The following is a 22,117-nucleotide window of genomic DNA, read 5'->3' as shown; positions in this document are numbered from 1 at the left end:
AATAAACTTCAGTAAATCTCAGTCAAATAACGCCTAATATCTTCAGTTTAATTGGTATCTATGACCAATGCCCGCAAACTAGCCTTTGATGCCCTCAAGTCCATAAATAAACAGAAAGCTTTTGCTGATATCGCCCTCGATCGCCTATTGCAGAGTTATCCAGATATTTCTAAAAGCGATCGCTCCCTAGTAACAGAGTTAGTCTATGGCATTACCCGCAGGCAACGTACCCTTGATGCTTTAATTGCCGAATTTACAGGTAAACCAACCGCAAAACAACCACCCGATCTCCGATTAATTTTACACATAGGGATTTATCAAATTGTTTTTTTAGACCAGATTCCCAATTCTGCGGCTGTGAATACTACTGTCGATTTAGCTAAATCCGTAAAACTAGGGGGATTATCGGGACTAGTAAATGCAGTCCTCAGAAAGATTTGCCGAGAGCAGGAACAACACACACTTTTTAATAATATTCATGATTTAGGCACTCTGCATAGTTTTCCCGATTGGTTAATTGAATTATGGATAGAACAATTTGGCAGGGAAGAAACCGATCAATTATGTCAATGGTTTAATCAGTCGCCCCATATTGATTTGCGCACAAATATTTTAAAAATAACCACCGCAGAATTAATTACCTTGTTTGAAGCGACCGAGATTAAAGTGCAATCTCTACCCCTCATCCCTAATGCCCTAAGGCTAAATACAGGATCGGGAAATATTCCCAGCCTAGTCGGATTTACGGAAGGTTTATGGACTGTTCAAGATGCCAGCGCACAACTAACTGGCTTAATTCTTGATCCCCAGCCTAATGAAACTATAATTGATGCCTGTGCTGCTCCTGGGGGTAAAACTACCCATATAGCTGAACTCATGGGCAATCAGGGTTTAATTTATGCCTGCGATCGCACTGCCAGCCGTCTCCAAAAACTCCAACAAAATTGCGATCGGCTAGGGTTATCAATTGTGCAAATTCGAGTGGGAGATAGTAGAGAGTTTGCTGATTTTCAAAATCAAGCGGATCGAGTTTTATTAGATGTCCCCTGCTCAGGATTAGGAACTCTTCATCGTCACGCAGATGCTCGGTGGCGACAAAACCCAGAGGAATCAAAAAAACTAGCCATTTTACAAACTGAACTCCTGAATCAAGCCGCAACTTGGGTTAAAAATGGAGGTATTCTGGTCTATTCAACTTGTACAATTCATCCAGATGAAAATGAAGCTGTAATCAAGCAGTTTCTGGCAACCCACCCCCACTGGAAACTTGTGACTCCAAATATTGCTCCCCAGTTACAATCAGATTCTAGTCATCCGTGGCTAAAAATTTTACCCCATAAATCTAATATGGATGGCTTCTTTATTGCCAAGCTCCAAAAGTTTTAAATTTCTAAATGAATTTGTAAATGAATTTTTGATAGTTAAGATAAATTAAGTTTATAATAGCTCTACCTGTGTTATGATTTTCCGTGAGCATTAATTCGGCTGACAGGTTCTCTAATCTAGCAATCATCTTCCCGAATCTAAATCTCTTCAATAATTATTTGATTCTGGAGATACATTTCATGTCTATTTACGTCGGTAACCTCTCCTATGATGTTACTCAACAAGATATTTCTAACATTTTTGCCGAGTATGGCGGTGTTAAGCGTGTTCAACTCCCTACAGATCGTGAAACTGGCAGAATGCGCGGTTTTGGTTTCGTGGAAATGAATACTGATGCCGAAGAAGAAGCAGCAATCTCAGCCCTAGACGGTGCAGAGTGGATGGGGCGTGACCTTAAGGTTAATAAAGCCAAACCTAGAGAAGAAAGAGCTCCTGGTGGTGGTGGACGTGGTGGTAACAGAGATGGATTTTCTCGCCGTTACTAAACTCGATGCAAAGCACTGCTTTAGTTTTGTCGAAATCGATCATTAATTAATCACAAAAAATTAATCACAAAATTAAATTAACGTGAAGTGACATGGATTCATCTAGTTCATATCAGCTTCACTTTTTTATCTAAATATTTTGATCGATTATTTAGATATACTCCCTTCGTAGTGAAAGATTACCGTATTGGGAGTATGGGCGTGTAGCCTTTACCCCTTTTAATTAGCTGTGTTTTTATAGTAGTAAGGGAGTATGTAGTGAATTTCAAGGTAGCTATAACGAAAACTAAATAACCAGCAACTTAAATCAGTAAGTACTTGATGCGATCGCTATAACCTGACTCTTCTGAGTCTATGGATTCGGTAATTATAAAGTTCGTTAAAGTAAAATTTCTTAAAACCTAGTTAAAAATTTTTTGAGTAATACAGAATGACACAAGTGAATATTGGGGAAAATGAAGGAATTGAGTCAGCTTTGCGGCGATTTAAAAGACAGGTAGCCAAAGCTGGAATTTTTGCCGACATGAAACGATTAAGACATTTCGAGACCCCAATTGAAAAACTAAAGCGTAAGGCGATCGCCCGCCGCCGCAAAAAAAGGTTCAATTAATTCTATGTAATTAATCCTTAGGTCTTGACATAAACTTAGGGACACTGACATTATTAGACTAAATTTTTCAGTAATTTAATGTTTAATCATAATGTTTAGCCATTAAGTTTACGAAAGTAACGTGTGTGAGTGATCCTGTGAGTTACCTAATGATTAAAAAAGTATTCTTGAGTTTGTGTGTCTGCTTAATTTCGGCTAACCTTGGTGCTGCTGCTAATGCTGCTATTTTACGGGTTCTCATCAAAGAAGAAGCAGATGCACAAATGCCTGTAGCTGTAACCCAGCCTGCAACCTTAACCACTGGTAATAACTCTGAACCTATTACACTTAATCCGGGTAAATGGTACTTTCTGCCTCGAACTCAAGTTAATCTAATTCAGCCCTCTAACAACGGACTAACCCAGATTGGTGATCGCCTTTACCCAGGTAATATCGAAATTCGGTCTTGGAATAGCAAAGCGATCGCTGTCAACATTTTACCTCTCGAAGAATATCTGCGTAGTGTCGTACCTTCGGAGATGCCAGCTAGTTGGCACTTAGACGCACTTAAGGCACAAGCTGTTGCTGCTCGCAGTTATGCCATTAATACTCAAAAACAACGTAAGTGGGGAACTGCACCCTACGATCTAGTCAGCGATACCCGTGATCAAGTTTATAGTGGTTTCTTCAAATTTGATCCCAAGCAACCTACGCCAGTACCAGTCATTCATCAAAATAGCGACCTAGCCGTAGTTGAAACCGCAGGATACGTCTTACGCGATGGATTTAAGGGCTATTATCGAGCCAGTTTGCCTGTGAGTTGGATTAATTGGGGTAATGGGTTTATGCCCGTATCCGATGGTAAGCATCTTGATCAAAAAATTAGTCAGCAAATGGCACAAAGAGGCTGGAACTGGGTACAAATTTTGGCTTGGTGGTACCGTGACGAACCCGTTAAACCTTAGGGGTTTTGGGTCGATCTATGCGGTAGAGCAAGATCATTAAGCCAATCACTCCCATTTGCACTGCTAAATTACTCAGGGTAGTACTAACCTCGGACTTCCCTGCCAATAGTTGGGTTAAAAATATATAAGCTCCCAAGGCACCAGAGGTACCACAGGCTAAATAAATAAATCGCCGCAATCCCAAAAATGGAGTCTTGAGTTCTGCTTTGAGCTTTTCGTAATCCTTAGGAGTCTTAGGTCGCATTAGGAAACCAGATGCAGTTTAATTCTATGGGTAAGTTCATCAGTCCAGTATTGTGCTAAATCCAAGGTCTCTGCTTCCACCATTACCCGCATCAGTGGCTCAGTGCCTGAGGGGCGGACTAGAACTCTTCCTCGATCGCCTAAATCGGAAATAGCTGCCTGTAGAGCCTGATATACGGGTTCACATTCCTGCCAATGCAATCTCTTCAATTTATCTTCAACTCGTACATTTTTCAGTAATTGCGGATAGGGGGTAAAACTTTGTGCCATCAGGTCTGATAACGGTGATCGCTCCTTACCCAAAACTGCGAGATGAATTGCCGTAAGTAAACCATCACCACTAACTCCATAGTGACGGCATAGTACATGCCCTGACTGTTCACCTCCCAGCATTGCTCCAGATTTGAGCATTTCCGCATGGACATACTGATCGCCAACAGCAGTGCGTACCATCTGACCACCAAGTTTTTGCCAAGCCTTCTCAAAGCCAAGATTTGCCATAACCGTAGTGACTAGTCGAGCTTCAGGTAAGCGTTGTGATTCCAGCAGATGCTGTCCCCACAGGTACAAAATATAGTCTCCATCGATAATTCCGCCGTAGTTATCCACTGCTAAAACTCGATCCGCATCCCCATCAAAGGCAAAGCCCATGTCAGCTTTATGCTCTTGTACTGCTGCCCGTAGAGGGTCTAGGCAAGTGGAGCCACAATTAACATTAATGCGATCGCCAAGGGGTTGATCATGTAAACAAATTACCTCTGCCCCCAGACTAGTAAATACCTTAGGAGCGACAAAACTCGCTGCCCCCCAAGCCAAATCCAAAACCACCTTGATTCCTTGTAAGTCCGTAGAAATCGATTTGCACAACGATTGCTGATACAGTTCCACTAGGGGTGATCGCTCACTATAATTCCCCCAAGAGCCATAGGTTGTGCCTAAAGATGATGCCTGTAAGGTCTCTTCCACCTGAGCTTGTAGAGCCTTACTTAATTTCGTCCCATCGGCACCAAAAAACTTAATCCCGTTATCTTCGGGAGGATTATGACTGGCAGACACCATGACCCCAGCGATCGCCTCAGGTAAGCAAGAAGTTAAATATGCCACAGTTGGGGTGGGACATAAGCCTAAATTCCACACATCTAAACCCGCAGAGGTTAAACCCGCCGCTAAAGCCGAAGTTAGCATATTCCCAGAGGTGCGAGAGTCTTGACCAATTAAAACCACGGGGCGATCACTGCAACTAGCTTCTTCCTTCAGAACTAAACCCGCCGCTAAGCCAACCTGTAAAGCGATCGGAGCCGTCAAAAAAGTGCCGACATGACCACGAATTCCATCAGTGCCAAATAATGCGCCAAATAATTTCATTGTTTTAATTTCACACTCACTCCTTACCCAACTATATTTCAGACTTAGAGTCGTAAAATGTCAAGTAATTTTTTGCACTTGCTGACAACATGGGTTAATATAGTGTTTACGCACGGGATGTAGCGCAGTGGTAGCGCGCCTGCTTTGGGAGCAGGATGTCGTAGGTTCAATCCCTACCATCCCGATATCCGATAAATCAATACTTCTAGCCCTGATTGAGTCTCAGGGTCTTCTTTTTGTCTGTAAGCCATATGGCAATAGAACAAATTGAGCAAATAGAATTAAGATTAAAGAGGATAAAATCTAAGTAACAAAATAAGCAACGTTGCTTACTTATCTAATTACATTAAGTGTCTTACTGAACCTTTTTAACAAAAAAAGAATGGATTTAGTAAGCGGGTGAAGAGATTCGAACTCTCGACATTCTCCTTGGCAAGGAGACGCTCTACCACTGAGCCACACCCGCATATAATTTTGTGTTTATTAAGCATCGCAAATTGAGGTAAGTTTGTCAATACTAGTTTTAGTATGACTGTTATTCAAGAAGAATTTGATCGCACTTAAAAAGGTAATGCCACGGAAAAAACTGACCCTTTACCCACTTCACTTTCCACAGATATTTTACCATTATGGGCAGAGACTAGCCTATGGGTAATTGCCAGTCCTAGCCCTGTACTAGTTTCTCCTGCGGTAGATTTAACGCTAGTCAGGGAGAAAGGTTTGAATAGCTGTTCTCGTTCGGTTTCGGGAATACCTTGTCCTTGATCTGCAACCACGAATAAAACTTGATTTTCTTGGGCGGAAATGGAGACTTTAACTACGGTGTGATCATGGGAAAACTTAATGGCATTGCTAATCAAATTGCTCAAAATTTGTTCAAATTTATTGGGATCAACACTAATAATTGGTACTTGATTGGTGACGATCAGTTCAATTTGAATATTTTTTGATCGGGCAATCATCCGATAACGGGAGACAATTCGCTCTACATACTTCTGCACATCTATAGGCTGAAGATGCAAATTAAGCTTTCCCGATTCGATCGCCGAAATATCCAATAAATCCTTGAGCAGAGATAGCATAAAATCAGTAGCAGACTTGATATCCGTTACTAATTCTTTTTGTTCGTCTTGGAGATTAGTTTCAGATAATAATAACTGTGCCATAGATGTAATGGCAGCTAGGGGATTACGCAGGTCGTGCGCCGCTATACCTAGAAAGTAATTTTTCTCTTCATTCAGTTTTTTTAAGTTCTCATTACTTTGCTGCATTTGGATTTGAAGCGATCGCAGTTCTAAGTGGGTTTTCACCCTTGCTAAAACTTCTTGGGGTTGGAGCGGCTTAACAATGTAATCAACACCTCCAGCTTCAAAGGCTTTAATTTTGTCCGACAATTCGTCGATCGCACTAATAAAGATTACAGGGATATATTTAGTTAAGTCATCCTGTTTTAAAGCCTGACACACCTCATAGCCATTCATTTCTGGCATCATAATATCCAGTAGAATCAAATCTGGGGCAGCCTTTTTAACGGCAATTAATGCCAACTTACCGCTAGGCACAGGACGAACGTGGTAGCCACCTTTATTTAGAATTTCTACTAAAAGGGTTAAATTTAAGGGCGTATCGTCAACGATCAGAATATTAGGCTTGGTCATTAAGGTCTATGGTTTTGGTGTCAGCGATCGCTTGCAAAATTAGTTCGTAGGCAAACTCTTTAGTATAAATTTCGAGAATATCTGCTAAACCTGCATTTTGGGAGCGAATCTGGGTAATCACATGATTAACAGTATCCAAATCAGCACTGTGAATTGCCCCCTCTAAATCGGTAACTATCTGAGGTGATAAAGAAAGTAAAGACTTTTGTGTTAGTGCATTTGTAGCATTTGCAACGTTTAGGTTTATTGTCTCATAAACTAGCTGTAAGTCTAAATGTTTAGCTAGCATATCCAGAATATCTTGATGCTTAAATGGCTTATGGACTAGGTCATCACAGCCGATATCCAACATAGTTTGACGATCTACAAAAATGTTAGCGGTGACGGCAATAATTTTAGGTTGGAGTTGATTAGTTTTATTAGCTCTGGTCTTAATAGTTTTAGTAGCTTCAGCCCCGTCAATAATCGGCATTTGCCAGTCCATGTATATCAGATCGTAGTTATTAAGGCAGCATAAATTAATCGCTTCATCCCCGTTAATTGCCTCTTGTACCGATAAACCAATATCAGTGAGAATTCTAGTTAACAGTTGGCGATTGGTATATTCATCATCCACTACTAAAATTTGGTATTGAGGTTGATCGGGAGCCAGCCTCACCAATAATTCCCTTACTTCACCAGTTTTATCTATTTGCTCAGTCTTGGCAATATTAGGCTCAGGAATAATGGTTACGGGCAGATCAAAACTAAAGGTTGTTCCCTGTCCAAGTTGGCTAGAAACTTGAATGGTACCACCGAGGGATTCAATTAATTTTTTACTAAGAAATAGTCCTAAGCCCGTACCGTCTGGCGATCGCCCACTAACAGGATTATAGGGTGTAAATATTTGGGAAATTTCAACTTCAGGAATACCTATGCCCGTATCTTTAACTGCAATCTGGAGACTAGAGCGATCGGGTTGAGAATTAAAGCCGACAAAAACCTGCACATGACCTTGGTGTGTAAATTTGAGGGCATTACCAACTAAGTTAATCAAAACCTGTTTAAGCTTACGTTCATCGGTTTCTATCAGGTTTGGTGAATTTGGAGCATAGATAATAGACAAATCAATATTTTTGGTCTTAGCTTTAAGGCTCAGCATCGAACGTAAAGTTTCCATGAGTTCGGGTAGATTAACTAAGGTAATTTCCGTTTGATCTTGACCTGCCTCAATCCGAGACATATTTAAGACGTTATTAATTAAAGACAGCAGATGGGAACCACTACTATTAACAATTCTAAGATTTTGACGCTGGGATTCTAAGAAGCTACTATCTTTAAGCATTAGCTCCGTAAATCCAATCACGGCATTCAATGGAGTGCGCAGTTCATGGCTAATATTGGCAAGAAAACTACTTTTGGCTTTATTGGCAAATTCGGCTGCCTGTTTAGCTAGTTCTAGTTCTTGCGTTCTAGCTTTAACTAGTTGTTCGAGATCAAGATTATAGGAAGCCAAGAGTTTTTCACTTTTTTCTAAATACTCTTGAGTTTTTTGCCGTTGTAAGATTTCAGCTTCGAGCTTAGTATTGGCATCACGCAGTTGGGCAGGACTAGGTAGGGCAAGTGCCTTAGGGATTTGGGCAACTATGGCGATCGCCGTTATTAAAGAAACAGCAGCCGTTATGACTTTAATCCCTGTGGAAAGCCAATAATCGGGAAACCACAATGTCCAAATATCGGCAAAATGTCCTGAACCACAGGCGAGAATAAATATGCTAAATAGGACAAATATCCAGTTGAAAGGTAAATCTTGGCGGCGGCGCACAAAATCAATAATCGTAATCGGAATAGAGTAGTAACTAAGTCCGATAATTGCGTCCCCTGCAACATTGAGATATACCAAAACTGGCTGCCACAGATAGCAATGTCCATGGGGAATGTAGAAATCTCTCAAATGCTCCAGCATAAGCAATAATTGGGTTTGATGAGTGAATTGATTGCATAAAATCGCCTAGGATTGAGTATACCTAAACTTCCAGATAGGTTCGGCTTGATCAATTAAATTCAATAAACTAGATTTAGAGTAAAAACCTTGCGGAGTAGACCCATAAGCAAACCCATAAAAGTAATTGTAGTCGGGGGCGGAGCGGCGGGATTTTTTGGAGCGATCGCCGCAGCAGAACAGGGAAGTGATGTCACCTTAATTGAAACCGCAAGAAAACCCCTAGCTAAAGTTAAAATTTCCGGCGGTGGGCGTTGTAATGTTACCCATGCCTGTTTTGATCCACATGTATTAAGCCAAAATTACCCCAGAGGTGGCAATGCCCTACGGGGAGCTTTTAGTCGGTTTCAGCCCCAGCAGACGATCTCTTGGTTTGAGTCTCGAGGCGTGAAATTAAAAACCGAAGCTGACGGCAGGATTTTTCCCGTATCTGATAATTCGGAAACCATTGTGCAGTGTCTGATCCAATCGGCAGAATCCTTGGGTGTGAAGATTTGGACAGGGGTAGGGGTAAGATCAGTGCGAAAACAGCCTTTGATCGCAAAGTCAACCTTTTTTGCAGAGGAGAATGATCAAGACTTAGAATTTGAGTTTTTAGTAGAGTTACAGTCAGGGCAGCATTTAAATGGCGATCGCTTACTTTTAGCAACGGGTAGTCATCCTTCGGGCTTTGAGATTGCTAGAAGCTTAGGGCATGAAATTATTAAACCTTTACCTTCACTTTTCACCTTTAATATTAGCGATCGGCGCCTAGAGGGCTTAGCTGGAGTTAGTGCCGATCAAGTAAAAATTAAATTGATTGATCCTGATCTGTCTGTAAAAAAAGCTGATCCCAACCTAGAGCAAACGGGAGCCGTATTAATTACCCACTGGGGACTAAGTGGACCTGCGGTCTTAAAGCTATCAGCATGGGGTGCCAGATGGTTGGGCGATCGCCATTATCAAGCACATCTGCAAATTAATTGGTTACCTGAGTTAAGTACTGAAGCGGTGCGATCACAATTAAATACAGCTAAATCAGCGTTGGCTCAACGTTTAATCACAGGGCATTGTCTATTTAAGCAAATTCCCAGACGGTTATGGCAGAGTTTATTAGCAGCGATCGCCATAGATAGTTCCCTGCGTTGGGCAGATATATCCAAAAAACAAGTGAATCAACTCTTAACCGAACTCACCCAAGGACAATATACCATCACTGGTAAAGGGGTGTTTAAAGAAGAGTTTGTCACCTGTGGCGGGGTAAATCTCAAGGAAGTGGAATTTAAAACGATGGAAAGTCGTAAATGTCCCCATTTATATTTAGCGGGAGAAATTTTAGATATAGATGGTGTGACTGGTGGTTTTAATTTTCAAAGTGCATGGACAACGGGTTGGTTAGCGGGACAAGCGATCGCCTAGGTTGTGGTTTGCTAATTTAAGCTTTGCTAATTTAAGTAAAATCAATCATTCTGTTTCATCTGCTTGATCTGGTAATATTGGTTACAGACTAAAATCATAAAATCCTATGTTTGCCACAGAAGCATTATCTAAGCCGAAGTCCAGTTCTTCTTTAGGCTCTGTCTTGGTCGTAGAGGATGAAACCATAATTCGAGAAATGGTAGTTATGTCCCTGCGGGATGAAGGCTACGAAGTTTTAGTGGCAGAAGATGGTTATAACGCCCTAAGTATTACCCATAAATGCACCGATACCCTAGATTTGATTATCTTAGATGTCATGATTCCCTACATTAATGGGCTGGATTTGTGTAGGATGATCCGCCACGAAGGGAATGGCGTTCCTATATTAATGTTAAGTGCCAAGGGCAATGAATCCGATCGGGTTATAGGGCTGGAGGTTGGTGCCGATGACTATTTACCTAAGCCCTTTGGCATGAAAGAGTTATTAGCCAGGTGTAATGCTCTGGTAAGGCGCAAAAATCAAAATTATCAAACCCAAGGTTCAACCCTAAGATTTGCTGACATCACCATCTTCCCCCAAGAATGTCGAGTTACGGTTAGAGGCGAAGAGGTAAACCTAGCACCCAAGGAATTTCGGATTTTAGAACTATTTATGAGCCATCCCCGTCGAGTCTGGTCACGGGAACAGTTATTAGAAAAAATTTGGGGGGCTGATTTTGTCGGCGACAGTAAAACCGTAGATGTGCATATTCGCTGGCTGCGGGAAAAATTAGAGGCTGATCCCAGTGATCCCAAATATCTAGTCACGGTCAGGGGCTTCGGCTACCGCTTAGGCTAGGATTAGTGGTTATTTCTCTGTAAGAATGCTGTAAAGTTCGGGGCGGCGATCGCGAAAAAAGCCGAAGGAAGCTCGATTGCGGCGAATTTCCCCTAGGTTAAACTTAGCAGTAATAATTCCACTTTGCTGATCATCCAGTTCCGCTACTTTGTCACCCCTTTGGTTGGCGATGAAGGAATGTCCGTAGAAAGTTTGGTTGCCCTCAGTCCCGATGCGATTGGCTGCCACCACAGGAATGACATTGCTAACAGCATGCCCGATCATGGCTCTCTGCCACGGGTCTTTGGTATTTAGGGTTGGTTCTTCTGGCTCAGTACCGATCGCTGTCGGATAAAATAAAATATCTGCACCCATTAATACCATTGCCCTTGCACATTCAGGAAACCACTGATCCCAGCATATCCCCACACCGAGATTACCGAATTTGGTCTGCCACACCTTAAACCCAGTGTTACCGGGACGAAAATAAAACTTTTCTTCATAGCCAGGTCCATCGGGAATATGACTTTTACGATAAATGCCGAGGATTTCCCCATCGCTATCAATCATGGCGAGGCTGTTGTAATACATTTGGCGATCTCGTTCAAAAAACGACAGGGGAATTATGACATTTAATTGCTTTGCTAAAACCCGAAAATGGGCGATCGCTGGGCTTTGATCGATGGGATATGCCCAATCAAAAAAAATATCTTTTTCTTCCCGACAAAAATAACTACCTTCAAATAATTCTGGTGGTAAAACTACCTGCGCTCCTTGGCTTGCAGCTTGGGTTACTAATTCGGAAACTCGTGAAATATTAGTATTTAGATCATCATTTAAGGCACATTGCAGCGCAGCGATCGCTATGGTTTGATCGGACATAATTATTTTATTTAGCTAGTTAGTCATATATTATGCCAACCAATCAAATGAATTATGAGCTTTGGCACAGCAAAAACGATAACTCTTATTTATGCCAAGGAATGAGTACTATAAACCTGAGCCAGACTGGGAAGACATAGTTTATGATTAATTTGACTAGGGAGTCATTTTTTAATTTAGATGGACATGAATCAACTAGAAACCATAGAGAAACAGATTGCAGAACTTGATCGTGATTCTTATATCAGATTACGGGACTGGTTTATTGAGTTTGATCACTCTGTTTGGGACAAGAAAATCGAAGCAGATTCTACCACAGGAAAACTGGATTTCTTGATTAATGCCGCATTGACTGAGTATCATCAAGGGAAAGCAAAAGACTTGTGATACACAAAACAGCAAAAAGCTTTTGGAAATGCTATGAAAACCTGCCTATAGAAATTCGCAATCTTGCTAACAAGAACTTTGAGCTACTTAAGAGCGATATTTATCATCCATCATTACAGTTCAAGAAAGTAGGCAGAGTCTGGTCTGCTAGAGTTGGGATAAGTTATCGCGCAGTATCCGCAGAGGTTGAAGATGGATATTTGTGGATTTGGATAGGCTCACACCAAGATTATGACAAATTAATAGCTAAGATGTAAGAGGGATAATAAATCAATACACCCGACCATATTGCAAGTTATCAATATTATCCAAAGTTATTGACGGCAGGTGAGTTCAAGCATTAGTCATACAAAGGGGTAAGACAACCTGCAGACATTTGCCAAGAGCGATCGCAAATATGTTTAAGTTCATCGGGTTCATGGGTAACCACTAGAATTGTCCAATTTTCCTTGAGTTTTTCCAATAGGGCAATTAACTGTTTTCGCATTGACCAATCAAGTCCCGCCGTCGGTTCGTCTAAAAGCAGTAAATAGGGCTGGCGAATAAGTTGTACTGCTAAAGCCAAACGTCGCTGCTGTCCACCACTCAAGGACTGGGGCGAAGCACTTAAGCTTAATTGACTTAATCCCACGGATTCTAGGGCATGATCAATGCGATCGCCATCTAAGTTGGTATGTCCAAGGCGTAATTCTTCTAAAATCGTGGCACCACAAAAATGTCGCTCTGGAAACTGAAACACCAAACCACATAACTGCTCTAGCTCTTCGGTATCTAACTGTTGACTGCGCCACAAAACTGAACCACTATGCCATGTGATAAATCCAGCTAGGACTTCGAGGAGCGTACTTTTACCCGAACCACTGGCACCGATCACTAAACCCAATTGTTGGTGAGGTAGTTCTAGGGAGATATTATCCAAGACTGGGTGCATTGTAGCGGGCGGATGGTAGGAAAGACCTTGAACAAGCAGCATAATCAATTAAAATTATTAGGAATTAGGACTAAAATTGGCATTAGTGCTATAGCAACTTTAACCTAACCCATTGCGTCAAATACCTCTGGCAACTTCTAAAATCATCCCATACCTATACTTTCAAGAATTTAAAAAGAATTTAAAATCATAACCTTGCCATGAATTTGCTCAAACCCATACCTCAGCTTTTACTCTCCATTGCCACTTTAGCATTTACCTCGGCAGCGATCGCCACTGCTCCTATATATGCTGGCGATCCCTTTCGCTCCAGTAATCCCAGACCCATAGGCAATCAGGCGCAAAAAGCCTTTGAGTTAATGTTTCGTGATGGTAACTATCCCGCCGCCGCTAAGCAAATTGACAAGGCTCTACGCACAGAGGCAGATGATCCATTGGTACAGGGAATGAAAGCTTCCTTTGCCTATATTGATCAGGATTTTGTGGGAATGAAGCTCTATGCCGTTAAAACCAGAGCCGCAGCCGAAAAGCTCATGGCTACCGATAAATTGCGTGGTCATATTTACATGGCAGTTGGCTACTTGATCGAGGCTGGCTCCATAGTTAAAACCGATGGCATTGTCAATGGTGCACCTAAAGCATTGGGATTCGTCCAAAAGTTATTTGATGAAATTAAATCCGCCCAAGCGATCGCCCCTAATGATCCAGAACTTAACGTGATTAAAGGCTATATGGATATGCTAATTGCCACAGCTTTACCCCTAACGGATTTAGAATCTGCCCTTGCTAGCCTGCGGGTATCTTCTCCCGATTACTTAAAATGGCGGGGTATAGCGATCGGTTATCGGGATGCTAAAAATACGGATAAGGCTCTTGAAGCAGTGAATAAGGCGATTGAAGCAGCACCTCAAAATCCTGAATTAATTTATCTAAAGGGACAAATACTCTGGCTACGCAATGACCTAGAGGCAGCTAAAAAACAATATCGGGCAGCGATCGCCAAACGTAACCAACTTCCCCAAGATTTAGTTAACCAAATTAATAGTGAATGTACGGGAATTACTGGTTCTAGTTGTATTTAGCCAAGTCTCTAATTTATCCTTAGCATTTGAACACTAGTAAACACTAAATTTCAGATTTACAAGCTATGAATCACGGGCTGGTGTATTTTACTTTAGGTGTGGCATCTATCTTTTTTTTACATCTTCAGCCTTTAATAGCACCTTTAATGGCGGAGCCTAAACTTACAAATTCACCTAAAAACTCTCAACCTAGCTCTATTAATCTCAAAACCACAGAAACCTCCGATCAACTGCTGGAAAGAGGTGCTGCCTATGTGCGTTTAGGAAATCTGGAGCAGGCGATCGCCACATTTCAATTAGCTATTCAAAAAAATCCCAACTTAGTTGCAGCCCATTACAACCTAGGATTAGCACTGGCACAAATAGGAAAGCCCAAGGAGGCAATTAAAGCTTTTTATCAAAGTATTCAGCTTAAACCCGACTTGGCGATCGCCTATAGCAATATTGCGGCTGCCTCCTTAGAAGTTGGTGATCCGACTACGGCAGTTCTTTATGGGAAAAAAGCCACAGAATTAGCTCCCAACCTTGCCATTGCTTACTATAATCTCGGACTAGGGTTAAAACAGCAAAAGGATATAAAAGGAGCGATCGCTCAACTACAAAAATCAGAAAGCCTTGATCCTCAATCTTCCCAAACTGCCTATAACCTTGGTTTATTAATTCAGGAAACTGGCAATTTTGATCAAGCCATAGGTTATTACCGCAAAGCTCTAGTGATTAATCCTAAATATGCCGAGGCTTACTATAACTTAGCCGCAGCTATTCTGCTCCAAAGTCCACCCCCAGAAAAAATTACGCAAAGAATTACAGAAGCGATCGGCTATTTCCAACAGGCTCTAGTTCACAAAAAAGATTACGCCAATGCTTATTACGGCTTAGGAATTGCTCAGGTACAACTGGGGAAAAAACAAGAGGCTCTGCAAGCCTTTATTACTGCCCAAGCTTTATTTAATGTGCAGAAAAATAGTCAATGGGCAGAAGCTAGTGAGCAGCAAATTAAAAATCTCCGCCAATAGTCCCGCCATTAGTATTGACAGACTCAGATTACAGTGATTGTTTTGTAATCTCATGCCGAAACTAGTCTTAGGTGATAATGATTTTCTACCTACATCTAATTAGTAATCGCATCAACACAGCGATCGCACAAATGAGGATGTTCAGTAGATTCGCCAATATGCGTAGAATAATTCCAACAACGGGGACATTTCTCACCATCAGCATTGACTACGGCAATTCCTAAACCTGCGGCTGTACCCGTATATTCTGAGTTGGGTAAGTTTTCAGCTAATTCAGTTTGCGAGGCAATAAACAAATAGGTTAAATCCTTACCCAAAGAAATTAATTTATCTTTAAGTTCAGGGTTCTCAACTTTAAGTAAAACCTTAGCATCAAGAGAAGATCCGATCGCCTTAGCATTTCTTGCCGATTCCAATACTTTATTCACTTCCGATCGCACATCTCGGAGAATATCCCATTTTGCTGCTAGTTCAGGATTATGCCATTGCTCTGGGCTAGTTACCCAACCCGCTTGAAACACTGACTTAGTAGAGACTGGATAGGGTAAGTGTTGCCAAATATCTTCAGCTAGATGAGAAAGGACAGGGGCAATTAAAGTAGCGATCGCTTGTACGGTCAAAGCTAAAACCGTCTGACAGGCTCTACGACGTGGGGAATTTGCGGCACTGATATATAGTCGATCCTTAGCAATATCTAAATAAAAGCTAGATAGGTCAACTACACAGAAATTCTGAATTAGCTGGAAGAAGCGAGAGAATTGGAAATTATTATATGCCTCGGTGATTTCTTGGGTGATTTCATATAGTCGATGTAAAAGATAGCAATCGCTTTCCTGTAACTCCTCAAAAGCAATAGCATTCTCACTGGGATTAAAATCAAACAGATTACTTAAAAGGAAGCGGGCAGTATTCCGAATCTTAAACGAAACATCACTAATTTGCTTGAGAATATTCTTACTAATGGGGACATCAGAACTATAGTCAACACTTGCCACCCATAGCCTTAAAACATCTGCTCCATAAGCTGGTTCCTGTTGCAGGTTTTTACCACCATTGATAATCACCATCGGGTCAACGCCATTTCCCAGAGATTTACTCATCTTTCGACCATTCTCATCCACTGTAAAACCGTGGGTTAAAACTGTCTTATAGGGGGCAATGCCATTGGTGGCACAGCTAGTTAAAAGCGAAGATTGAAACCAACCCCGATGCTGATCGGAACCTTCCAAATATAAATCGGCGGGATACTTTAACTCTTCCCTTTGCTTGATTACTGCTGACCAAGAGGAACCAGAATCAAACCAGACATCCATCGTATCTGTGCCTTTGCGGTAATTCTTACCATTATTTTGATATTCCTGAGGTAAAAGTTCTTCTAAACTCAGTTCCCACCAAGCATCCGAACCTTTAACTCTAAAAATTTCTTGAATATGGGCAATGGTTTCAGGGGTAAATAGCGGCTCATTGGTATCCATGTCATAGAACACGGGAATTGGCACCCCCCAACTGCGTTGCCTAGAGATACACCAATCCGATCGCTCTTGCACCATAGCTGTAATCCGATTTTCACCGATCGCAGGAATCCAATTTACCTCTTTAATCGCACCTAAGGCAATGTCTCTAAAGCCATCAACGGAGGCAAACCATTGTTCTGTCGCTCTAACAATTGTCGGTTTTTTGGTACGCCAGTCGTAGGGATATTTATGTTTATAGTCTTCGGTTTTAACTAATGCTCCTAGTTCACTAAGCACTTCAATTACCTTAGTATTCCCTTCCTTTAGGACATTTAAGCCAGAGAATTGCCCTGCTTCTTCCGTAAAAATGCCATAGTCATTTACAGGAGAGAGAACTCCTAAACCATATCTATTCCCAACAATAAAGTCATCTTTACCATGCCCAGGAGCAGTATGTACTAAGCCAGTCCCAGACTCTGCCGTAACGTGATCTCCAAGCAAGATCGGACTAAGACGATCAAAAATCGGATGCTGGGCGATCGTATGTTCTAAAACTTCTCCCTTAAAAGTCAGTTGAATGGATAATTCTTCCCCAAAGGTAGCAGATAACTTATCAACTAAATCTGTGGCGATAATATAGTGTTTTTCGCCAGCCAAAACAATACTGTAGTTTAAATGGGGATTGGCACTAATGCCTAAGTTAGCAGGAATTGTCCAAGGCGTGGTTGTCCAGATTACAGCATGAAGATTTGAGAATTGGCGATCGCCTAGAACTAATTGAAAGGTATCGCTAATCTTAGTTACGGGAAAAGCAACATAGATACTTTTGGAAACATGATCTTCGGGATATTCCAATTCTGCTTCTGCTAAAGCGGTTTGAGAACTAGGCGACCAATATACTGGCTTCAAGCCTCGATAGATATAGCCATTTAATGCCATTTTGCCAAATACCCCAATCTGAGCAGCTTCATACTCTGGCTTTAGAGTGTAATAGGCATTTTCATAATCACCCCACACGCCCCACCGTTTAAATCCTGTTGACTGTTCGGCGATCGCACTATAGGCAAAATCTTTGGCTTTACGGCGCAATTCTAAAGGGGTTAAAGCTTTACGTTCTTCGGGTTTTAGATTTTGAATCACCTTAAGCTCAATAGGCAATCCATGACAATCCCAGCCCAAAACATAGCGGACTTTTCTGCCCCGTAGGATTTGATAGCGGTTAATAATATCCTTCAAAATCTTATTGAGGGCATGTCCCATGTGCAGACTCCCATTGGCGTAGGGAGGACCATCATGCAAAATAAACTTCTCGCCAGAGTTATTAGCTGCTAAGTCTTCATAAATTTTTTCCTCTGCCCAAAACCTCTGAATTTCTGGCTCCTTGGCGATCGCATTGGCACGCATGGAGAAATTAGTTTGAGGTAAATTAACAGTATCTTTATAGTCAACTTTAGAACTAGAGTTGGAATCAGAGGAAGTCATAGCGGTTTTTAGTCAGCAAATAATCAGCAATATTGGCTATTATGACTCACGATCGCTAATCAATAAATAGCAAATTCCTGACAGGGGCTTGGTAGGGGATAGATGAAAAGTAATAAAAGAACGGGATTGACGGGGCTCGAACCCGCAACTTCCGCCGTGACAGGGCGGTGCTCTAACACTAACTTCTAGACATAATAAGCCTTTTAGAACATAACTTCAGCCAAACAAACCTAAATATTTTCCTAAACTGTCCTAAATCTGTCCTAAACGTTTACTTGTAAATCACTTTGTTTTCATATATTTGAGCATCTCTATAGCCTTTGACAGCTTCAACTCATGTTCCGTAGTAAAATTGTTAAACTTCGCTGTAGCAACGGACTCTAACATTTCCACCACTGTTAATAAGACATTACCTTGACTCTGATGTTCGCTAAGAATAGCTTCATCTGCATCTAGGCTTCTAGCATACTCAAGAATTTGTCCTGCCAGAACTATAGGTACTCGTATAGTTTTCGTTTTCCCATGTTTCCATACAGGTAAAAATTTCTTAAGAGTTGCTTCATGCCCTCTAGTTTTTAACATATACACTTGACACAAGTGATTTAACTATAAAGAATATTATCATTTACACACCTTAAAGTCAATTTATGGCAAAAATAGTATGAGACTTATAGCGAGATACGTTCGATATAAATCAAGAAGCCTCACTAACGTTCGTTCTACAGAATAAAAAAAAAGGTAGGTCGTGAAAATCATTGCAATCAAAGCTTTAACTTTAGATTTTGGTCATTACGGTCATCCTGTCAAGACTGCATAGATTAAATACTATGATTTCTTGATAATATCATAGAGGATACTCTATACCACTGTAAATATCCCCCATCAAGAGACATACCTACTAAATAGCTCTTAAATCTTAGTGGTAAAATAACTCAAAATTTTTGACATTAGCTATGCAAATCCCTTCACTAAAAGGCGTTACACAAAATACTAAAGACTTTCTTGATGCTACGGTAAACTCTGTTAGTCAAGACGCTCAACAAGCCAGAACTGTATTCTTAGAGCGTAGCAGTCAATCTATTGAAGTTGTCAACAATCTAGCAGAAAAAGCAAAGCTAAATCTAACTGAGGCTGCTGGTACTGTCACAGAAAAAACCAGTCAATTAATCAATGGGATAAGCAATACAACTGTCAATATAAATAAATCTCTAGAGGCAACCTTAGAAAAGATAAATAATCTTAACCAAACGCTTTCTGAGGGTATTCAAGCATCAATTAATACTTCCTTAAAGACTTGGGTTGATAACCATCCACAGTTGATTTGGCTAATCAATCATCCATTACAAAGTCTTGGCATATCGCTATTAGGGTTGTTTTTCTTCTTAGGTTTACTAGGGGCTATATCAAAAATAACAGAGAAATTTTGGTTATTTATTTTGACTTATCCATTTAATCTGATGTCGAGTGTATATAGGCTAATTTCAAATTATTTTCAAAAGGATAGTGTGGTGATGCAAAAGTCTGAAAGTCAAGAACGAATTGCAGTAATTTTAAGCCGACTTGAATTAATTGGAGAAGAACAGAACTTACTATCGCAGGAGTTAAAGACTCTTTTGAAATAGCTAAATTGACCAGCTTAACTCAGTATGTTATGAGATGAGGAGAAAAGGCAATTAGCCTAGAGCCTAGTCAATATAATTAGTGAACTCTCAAACCTCCTCACTACGTTCGGATAACAGAAAAAGAAGTATTTATCTCTATTTTCTAATCTCATTCTCAACAGTATCCAAAATCTCAGGATAGACATTAAAGATAGATTGACTGAATTGCTGTTTTTTTAGGCACAGAGCTTCAATTCTATCTGTAGCTAAGGGAATGGCAATAAGATGACTAAAATGCCAGATTCATAGTCAGAGGCTTTATCATAAAACGGTATTAACTTCTCCTTAATGTATTCTTTTGCTTTATCTAAATCCCAATCCCAAGCTAGTCTCTGTTTACCTTCTAAGTGGCTCCACCTAATACTTAAATCCTCACTTAATATTTCTGGTAGGTGTTTGGACACTTCTTTTACCTCTGATGGATACAAATATGAAGCATGATATTCATTATTCTCAATGTTATGACATCCCATCAAAGCATTGATTAGCAAAACTTCTTTCCCCTCCATATCATGAGAAATAATGAAAGATGGCATAGAAAAATTTTCGCTTCCTGATAGTAAAAGATGAAGGTTTGCCATCCAATCTTCCAAACGAGTTTCTAATTCAGGGAAATAGTCAATACTATCTGCCCAAAAAAATTTAACAGCCTCAAACCCAGTCTCTTCTATTTCTTGAATAAAGTATTGGGAAATAAGAATGGCTACATATCCCCTAGACATAGCTATATCTTTCTGTAAACATCATGGCAGTGATGTTCATATAATTCGTATACATACATGGGAAATTTTCTTAGCAGAGCTTAACCTATTTGTACATACCAGTGCGATGATTTTTTCCCATTATTTACAAAAACCTGCTTCATTTAACGACTGACATAAACGATTGTGGGGCTTTGTCCCTAACTCCAAGAAGTTAGAACCTCACTGCGTTCGGTCTACAGAAAAGTAAAAGTTGATAGCAATTTCCTTACACTAAAAAATTTTCCCAGAAAATATAAATACCTGTTTAGAATTTAATAATCTTTGACTTTCTCCATATAGTTCTTGAAGGTTTTTAAGTATAGACATGACAAAATGCTTAAACTCTGCTAATTAAGAGTAACTGCATTTTATTTATATTGTCCGCTATGGCTGCTAATACAACTGATTTAGAGAAACGACTATGGGAAGCAGCAGATGAACTAAGAGCAAACTCTAAACTAAAGTCATCAGAATACTCTGTACCTGTCTTAGGGCTTATTTTCCTACGCTACGCTGACTGGAAATTTTCTAAGGTAGAAGAAGAGCTAAAAAGTAAAGGTACTGGTAGAAGAGCAATTACTAAAACGGACTATCAAGCTAAAGGGGTTATGTACCTATCTGATACTGCAAGGTTCTCTAGGCTGCAAGCTTTGCCAGAAGGTGAAAACACAGGTAAAGCCATCAATGAGGCAATGAGAGCGATTGAACTTGATAATCCTGCTCTAAATAATGTCCTACCGAAAAATTACAATCAGCTAGAAAACAACTTGTTAGTTGAGCTTCTGAAGAAGTTTAGCAGCATTGATATGGGGACTGACTTAGAAGGTGATGCTTTTGGGAAAATCTATGAATATTTTCTAGGCAAGTTTGCTAGGAGTGAAGGGCAAAAGGGGGGAGAGTTTTTTACGCCTACCTCAGTGGTAAAACTAATAGTAGAAATCATCGAGCCTTTTCACGGTCGTATTTTTGACCCTGCTTGTGGTTCGGGGGGTATGTTTGTCCAAAGTGCTTTGTTTGTCGAAAGGCATAAGAAGGAAGCTAATAAAGAAATTAGTATCTACGGTCAAGAAAAGGTAGGTGAGACGGTTCGTCTTTGTCACATGAACCTAGCCGTACATGGCTTATCTGGCGACATCAAGGAAGGTAACAGCTATTACGACGATATTCACGACAGTCTAGGCAAGTTTGACTTTGTGATGGCAAATCCACCGTTTAATGTGGATAAGGTTGATAAGGATAGAATCGAGAGTGCCCCAAGACTTAAAGCGTTTGGAATGCCAAGGGCTGATAATGCTAACTATCTATGGATTCATTATTTCTATAGCTCTTTGAGTCCAAAAGGTCGGGCTGGGTTTGTCATGGCTAATTCGGCTAGTGATGCAAGAGGTTCTGAGCTAGAGATTCGTAAAAAGTTGATTCAGTCTGGTTCTGTCGATGTGATGGTTGCTGTTGGCTCTAATTTTTTCTATACAGTGACTCTTCCGTGTACATTATGGTTTTTGGATAAAGGGAAAACTGGAACTATCAGAAAAAATAAGGTTTTGTTTATAGAGCCTGTTTCATATCTATTATGAGCAAGATGTATGATACTT

20 protein-coding genes and 3 tRNA genes are annotated in these 22,117 nt (G+C 40.6%); 12 read left to right on the top strand and 11 right to left on the bottom strand.

What is annotated here, in order from left to right; genetic code table 11:
* Positions 1 to 60 precede the first annotated feature (60 nt).
* The 4 genes from SYN7502_RS06990 (at position 61) to SYN7502_RS06975 (ending at position 3,425) form a co-directional block, all read left to right on the top strand.
* Entirely contained in the window at positions 61 to 1,386 is a 1,326-nt protein-coding gene (locus SYN7502_RS06990) for a 16S rRNA (cytosine(967)-C(5))-methyltransferase (protein ID WP_015168155.1), read from the top strand.
* Positions 1,387 to 1,565: 179 nt separating this feature from the next.
* Positions 1,566 to 1,871, top strand: coding sequence for an RNA recognition motif domain-containing protein (locus tag SYN7502_RS06985; protein ID WP_015168154.1), 306 nt, complete (start codon positions 1,566 to 1,568; stop codon positions 1,869 to 1,871).
* 430 nt (positions 1,872 to 2,301) lie between these two features.
* A complete protein-coding gene (gene rpsU, locus SYN7502_RS06980) occupies positions 2,302 to 2,481 on the top strand; it encodes a 30S ribosomal protein S21 (RefSeq protein WP_015168153.1) in 180 nt (59 codons plus the stop codon).
* A 149-nt stretch (positions 2,482 to 2,630) separates the two neighbouring features.
* Positions 2,631 to 3,425: a SpoIID/LytB domain-containing protein gene (locus SYN7502_RS06975; RefSeq protein WP_015168152.1), complete on the top strand. Its 795-nt coding sequence runs from the start codon at positions 2,631 to 2,633 to the stop codon at positions 3,423 to 3,425.
* Here the strand turns inward: SYN7502_RS06975 and SYN7502_RS06970 are convergent.
* On the bottom strand, positions 3,415 to 3,669 hold the full coding sequence (locus SYN7502_RS06970) for a DUF3493 domain-containing protein (protein WP_015168151.1): 255 nt from the start codon (positions 3,667 to 3,669) through the stop codon (positions 3,415 to 3,417). The genes SYN7502_RS06975 and SYN7502_RS06970 overlap by 11 nt on opposite strands.
* Entirely contained in the window at positions 3,669 to 5,033 is a 1,365-nt protein-coding gene (gene glmM, locus SYN7502_RS06965; RefSeq protein WP_015168150.1) for a phosphoglucosamine mutase, read from the bottom strand. Before glmM ends, SYN7502_RS06970 begins: the two co-directional genes overlap by 1 nt.
* A gap of 113 nt (positions 5,034 to 5,146) precedes the next feature.
* Between glmM and SYN7502_RS06960 the strand changes: the two genes are divergently transcribed.
* A tRNA-Pro gene (locus tag SYN7502_RS06960) sits at positions 5,147 to 5,218 on the top strand.
* 209 nt (positions 5,219 to 5,427) lie between these two features.
* Here the strand turns inward: SYN7502_RS06960 and SYN7502_RS06955 are convergent.
* The 3 genes from SYN7502_RS06955 to SYN7502_RS06945 all read right to left on the bottom strand — a co-directional run bounded on the left by SYN7502_RS06955 (position 5,428) and on the right by SYN7502_RS06945 (position 8,636).
* Positions 5,428 to 5,499: transfer RNA gene (locus SYN7502_RS06955), tRNA-Gly, on the bottom strand.
* Positions 5,500 to 5,593: 94 nt separating this feature from the next.
* Positions 5,594 to 6,691: a hybrid sensor histidine kinase/response regulator gene (locus tag SYN7502_RS06950; protein WP_015168149.1), complete on the bottom strand. Its 1,098-nt coding sequence runs from the start codon at positions 6,689 to 6,691 to the stop codon at positions 5,594 to 5,596.
* Entirely contained in the window at positions 6,678 to 8,636 is a 1,959-nt protein-coding gene (locus tag SYN7502_RS06945) for an ATP-binding protein (protein WP_015168148.1), read from the bottom strand. Before SYN7502_RS06945 ends, SYN7502_RS06950 begins: the two co-directional genes overlap by 14 nt.
* A gap of 126 nt (positions 8,637 to 8,762) precedes the next feature.
* Here SYN7502_RS06945 and SYN7502_RS06940 point away from each other — a divergent pair, with 126 nt between their 5' ends.
* Positions 8,763 to 10,070: a BaiN/RdsA family NAD(P)/FAD-dependent oxidoreductase gene (locus SYN7502_RS06940; protein ID WP_015168147.1), complete on the top strand. Its 1,308-nt coding sequence runs from the start codon at positions 8,763 to 8,765 to the stop codon at positions 10,068 to 10,070.
* 106 nt (positions 10,071 to 10,176) lie between these two features.
* A complete protein-coding gene (locus SYN7502_RS06935; RefSeq protein ID WP_015168146.1) occupies positions 10,177 to 10,908 on the top strand; it encodes a response regulator transcription factor in 732 nt (243 codons plus the stop codon).
* A 9-nt stretch (positions 10,909 to 10,917) separates the two neighbouring features.
* Here the strand turns inward: SYN7502_RS06935 and aguB are convergent, their stop codons facing one another.
* Entirely contained in the window at positions 10,918 to 11,769 is an 852-nt protein-coding gene (gene aguB / locus SYN7502_RS06930) for an N-carbamoylputrescine amidase (RefSeq protein WP_015168145.1), read from the bottom strand.
* Positions 11,770 to 11,955: 186 nt separating this feature from the next.
* On the opposite strand from aguB, the gene SYN7502_RS06925 reads away from it, so the two are divergent.
* Positions 11,956 to 12,156 (top strand): hypothetical protein, encoded by a 201-nt coding sequence (locus SYN7502_RS06925; RefSeq protein WP_041429294.1) that lies wholly within the window; start codon positions 11,956 to 11,958, stop codon positions 12,154 to 12,156.
* A gap of 340 nt (positions 12,157 to 12,496) precedes the next feature.
* Here the strand turns inward: SYN7502_RS06925 and SYN7502_RS06915 are convergent, their stop codons facing one another.
* Positions 12,497 to 13,129 (bottom strand): ABC transporter ATP-binding protein, encoded by a 633-nt coding sequence (locus SYN7502_RS06915; protein ID WP_015168142.1) that lies wholly within the window; start codon positions 13,127 to 13,129, stop codon positions 12,497 to 12,499.
* Positions 13,130 to 13,287: 158 nt separating this feature from the next.
* Between SYN7502_RS06915 and SYN7502_RS06910 the strand changes: the two genes are divergently transcribed.
* On the top strand, positions 13,288 to 14,169 hold the full coding sequence (locus SYN7502_RS06910; RefSeq protein WP_015168141.1) for a Sll0314/Alr1548 family TPR repeat-containing protein: 882 nt from the start codon (positions 13,288 to 13,290) through the stop codon (positions 14,167 to 14,169).
* 98 nt (positions 14,170 to 14,267) lie between these two features.
* Positions 14,268 to 15,185, top strand: a complete 918-nt coding sequence (locus tag SYN7502_RS06905) for a tetratricopeptide repeat protein (protein WP_168130325.1) — start codon at positions 14,268 to 14,270, stop codon at positions 15,183 to 15,185.
* A 95-nt stretch (positions 15,186 to 15,280) separates the two neighbouring features.
* Here the strand turns inward: SYN7502_RS06905 and ileS are convergent, their stop codons facing one another.
* The 3 genes from ileS to SYN7502_RS06895 all read right to left on the bottom strand — a co-directional run bounded on the left by ileS (position 15,281) and on the right by SYN7502_RS06895 (position 18,703).
* Positions 15,281 to 18,121: an isoleucine--tRNA ligase gene (ileS, locus tag SYN7502_RS06900; protein WP_015168139.1), complete on the bottom strand. Its 2,841-nt coding sequence runs from the start codon at positions 18,119 to 18,121 to the stop codon at positions 15,281 to 15,283.
* A 128-nt stretch (positions 18,122 to 18,249) separates the two neighbouring features.
* A tRNA-Asp gene (locus SYN7502_RS20140) sits at positions 18,250 to 18,322 on the bottom strand.
* 81 nt (positions 18,323 to 18,403) lie between these two features.
* Positions 18,404 to 18,703, bottom strand: a complete 300-nt coding sequence (locus SYN7502_RS06895; protein WP_015168138.1) for a hypothetical protein — start codon at positions 18,701 to 18,703, stop codon at positions 18,404 to 18,406.
* Positions 18,704 to 19,074: 371 nt separating this feature from the next.
* Between SYN7502_RS06895 and SYN7502_RS06890 the strand changes: the two genes are divergently transcribed.
* Positions 19,075 to 19,743 carry a hypothetical protein gene (locus SYN7502_RS06890; RefSeq protein ID WP_015168137.1) on the top strand — a complete coding sequence of 223 codons (669 nt, stop codon included), beginning with the start codon at positions 19,075 to 19,077 and terminating at the stop codon, positions 19,741 to 19,743.
* 245 nt (positions 19,744 to 19,988) lie between these two features.
* Here SYN7502_RS06890 and SYN7502_RS06885 read toward each other — a convergent pair whose 3' ends face one another.
* Positions 19,989 to 20,504 carry a DUF1877 family protein gene (locus SYN7502_RS06885; protein WP_015168136.1) on the bottom strand — a complete coding sequence of 172 codons (516 nt, stop codon included), beginning with the start codon at positions 20,502 to 20,504 and terminating at the stop codon, positions 19,989 to 19,991.
* 407 nt (positions 20,505 to 20,911) lie between these two features.
* Between SYN7502_RS06885 and SYN7502_RS06880 the strand changes: the two genes are divergently transcribed.
* Positions 20,912 to 22,099, top strand: coding sequence for a type I restriction-modification system subunit M (locus SYN7502_RS06880; RefSeq protein WP_041429292.1), 1,188 nt, complete (start codon positions 20,912 to 20,914; stop codon positions 22,097 to 22,099).
* Positions 22,100 to 22,117: the final 18 nt, after the last annotated feature.

Source organism: Synechococcus sp. PCC 7502 (assembly GCF_000317085.1).
Classification (GTDB): domain Bacteria; phylum Cyanobacteriota; class Cyanobacteriia; order Pseudanabaenales; family Pseudanabaenaceae; genus PCC-7502.
This window is presented reverse-complemented; position numbering and strand designations above follow the sequence as displayed.

Excerpts from the sequence above, each read along its gene's own strand:
- SYN7502_RS06990 (WP_015168155.1), top strand. The coding sequence starts at position 61 with ATGACCAATGCCCGCAAACTAGCCTTTGATGCCCTCAAGTCCATAAAT.
- SYN7502_RS06985 (WP_015168154.1), top strand. The coding sequence starts at position 1,566 with ATGTCTATTTACGTCGGTAACCTCTCCTATGATGTTACTCAACAAGAT.
- rpsU (WP_015168153.1), top strand. The coding sequence starts at position 2,302 with ATGACACAAGTGAATATTGGGGAAAATGAAGGAATTGAGTCAGCTTTG.
- SYN7502_RS06975 (WP_015168152.1), top strand. The coding sequence starts at position 2,631 with ATGATTAAAAAAGTATTCTTGAGTTTGTGTGTCTGCTTAATTTCGGCT.
- SYN7502_RS06970 (WP_015168151.1), bottom strand. The coding sequence starts at position 3,669 with ATGCGACCTAAGACTCCTAAGGATTACGAAAAGCTCAAAGCAGAACTC.
- glmM (WP_015168150.1), bottom strand. The coding sequence starts at position 5,033 with ATGAAATTATTTGGCGCATTATTTGGCACTGATGGAATTCGTGGTCAT.
- SYN7502_RS06950 (WP_015168149.1), bottom strand. The coding sequence starts at position 6,691 with ATGACCAAGCCTAATATTCTGATCGTTGACGATACGCCCTTAAATTTA.
- SYN7502_RS06945 (WP_015168148.1), bottom strand. The coding sequence starts at position 8,636 with ATGCTGGAGCATTTGAGAGATTTCTACATTCCCCATGGACATTGCTAT.
- SYN7502_RS06935 (WP_015168146.1), top strand. The coding sequence starts at position 10,177 with ATGTTTGCCACAGAAGCATTATCTAAGCCGAAGTCCAGTTCTTCTTTA.
- aguB (WP_015168145.1), bottom strand. The coding sequence starts at position 11,769 with ATGTCCGATCAAACCATAGCGATCGCTGCGCTGCAATGTGCCTTAAAT.
- SYN7502_RS06925 (WP_041429294.1), top strand. The coding sequence starts at position 11,956 with ATGAATCAACTAGAAACCATAGAGAAACAGATTGCAGAACTTGATCGT.
- SYN7502_RS06915 (WP_015168142.1), bottom strand. The coding sequence starts at position 13,129 with ATGCTGCTTGTTCAAGGTCTTTCCTACCATCCGCCCGCTACAATGCAC.
- SYN7502_RS06910 (WP_015168141.1), top strand. The coding sequence starts at position 13,288 with ATGAATTTGCTCAAACCCATACCTCAGCTTTTACTCTCCATTGCCACT.
- ileS (WP_015168139.1), bottom strand. The coding sequence starts at position 18,121 with ATGACTTCCTCTGATTCCAACTCTAGTTCTAAAGTTGACTATAAAGAT.
- SYN7502_RS06895 (WP_015168138.1), bottom strand. The coding sequence starts at position 18,703 with ATGTTAAAAACTAGAGGGCATGAAGCAACTCTTAAGAAATTTTTACCT.
- SYN7502_RS06890 (WP_015168137.1), top strand. The coding sequence starts at position 19,075 with ATGCAAATCCCTTCACTAAAAGGCGTTACACAAAATACTAAAGACTTT.
- SYN7502_RS06885 (WP_015168136.1), bottom strand. The coding sequence starts at position 20,504 with ATGTCTAGGGGATATGTAGCCATTCTTATTTCCCAATACTTTATTCAA.
- SYN7502_RS06880 (WP_041429292.1), top strand. The coding sequence starts at position 20,912 with ATGGCTGCTAATACAACTGATTTAGAGAAACGACTATGGGAAGCAGCA.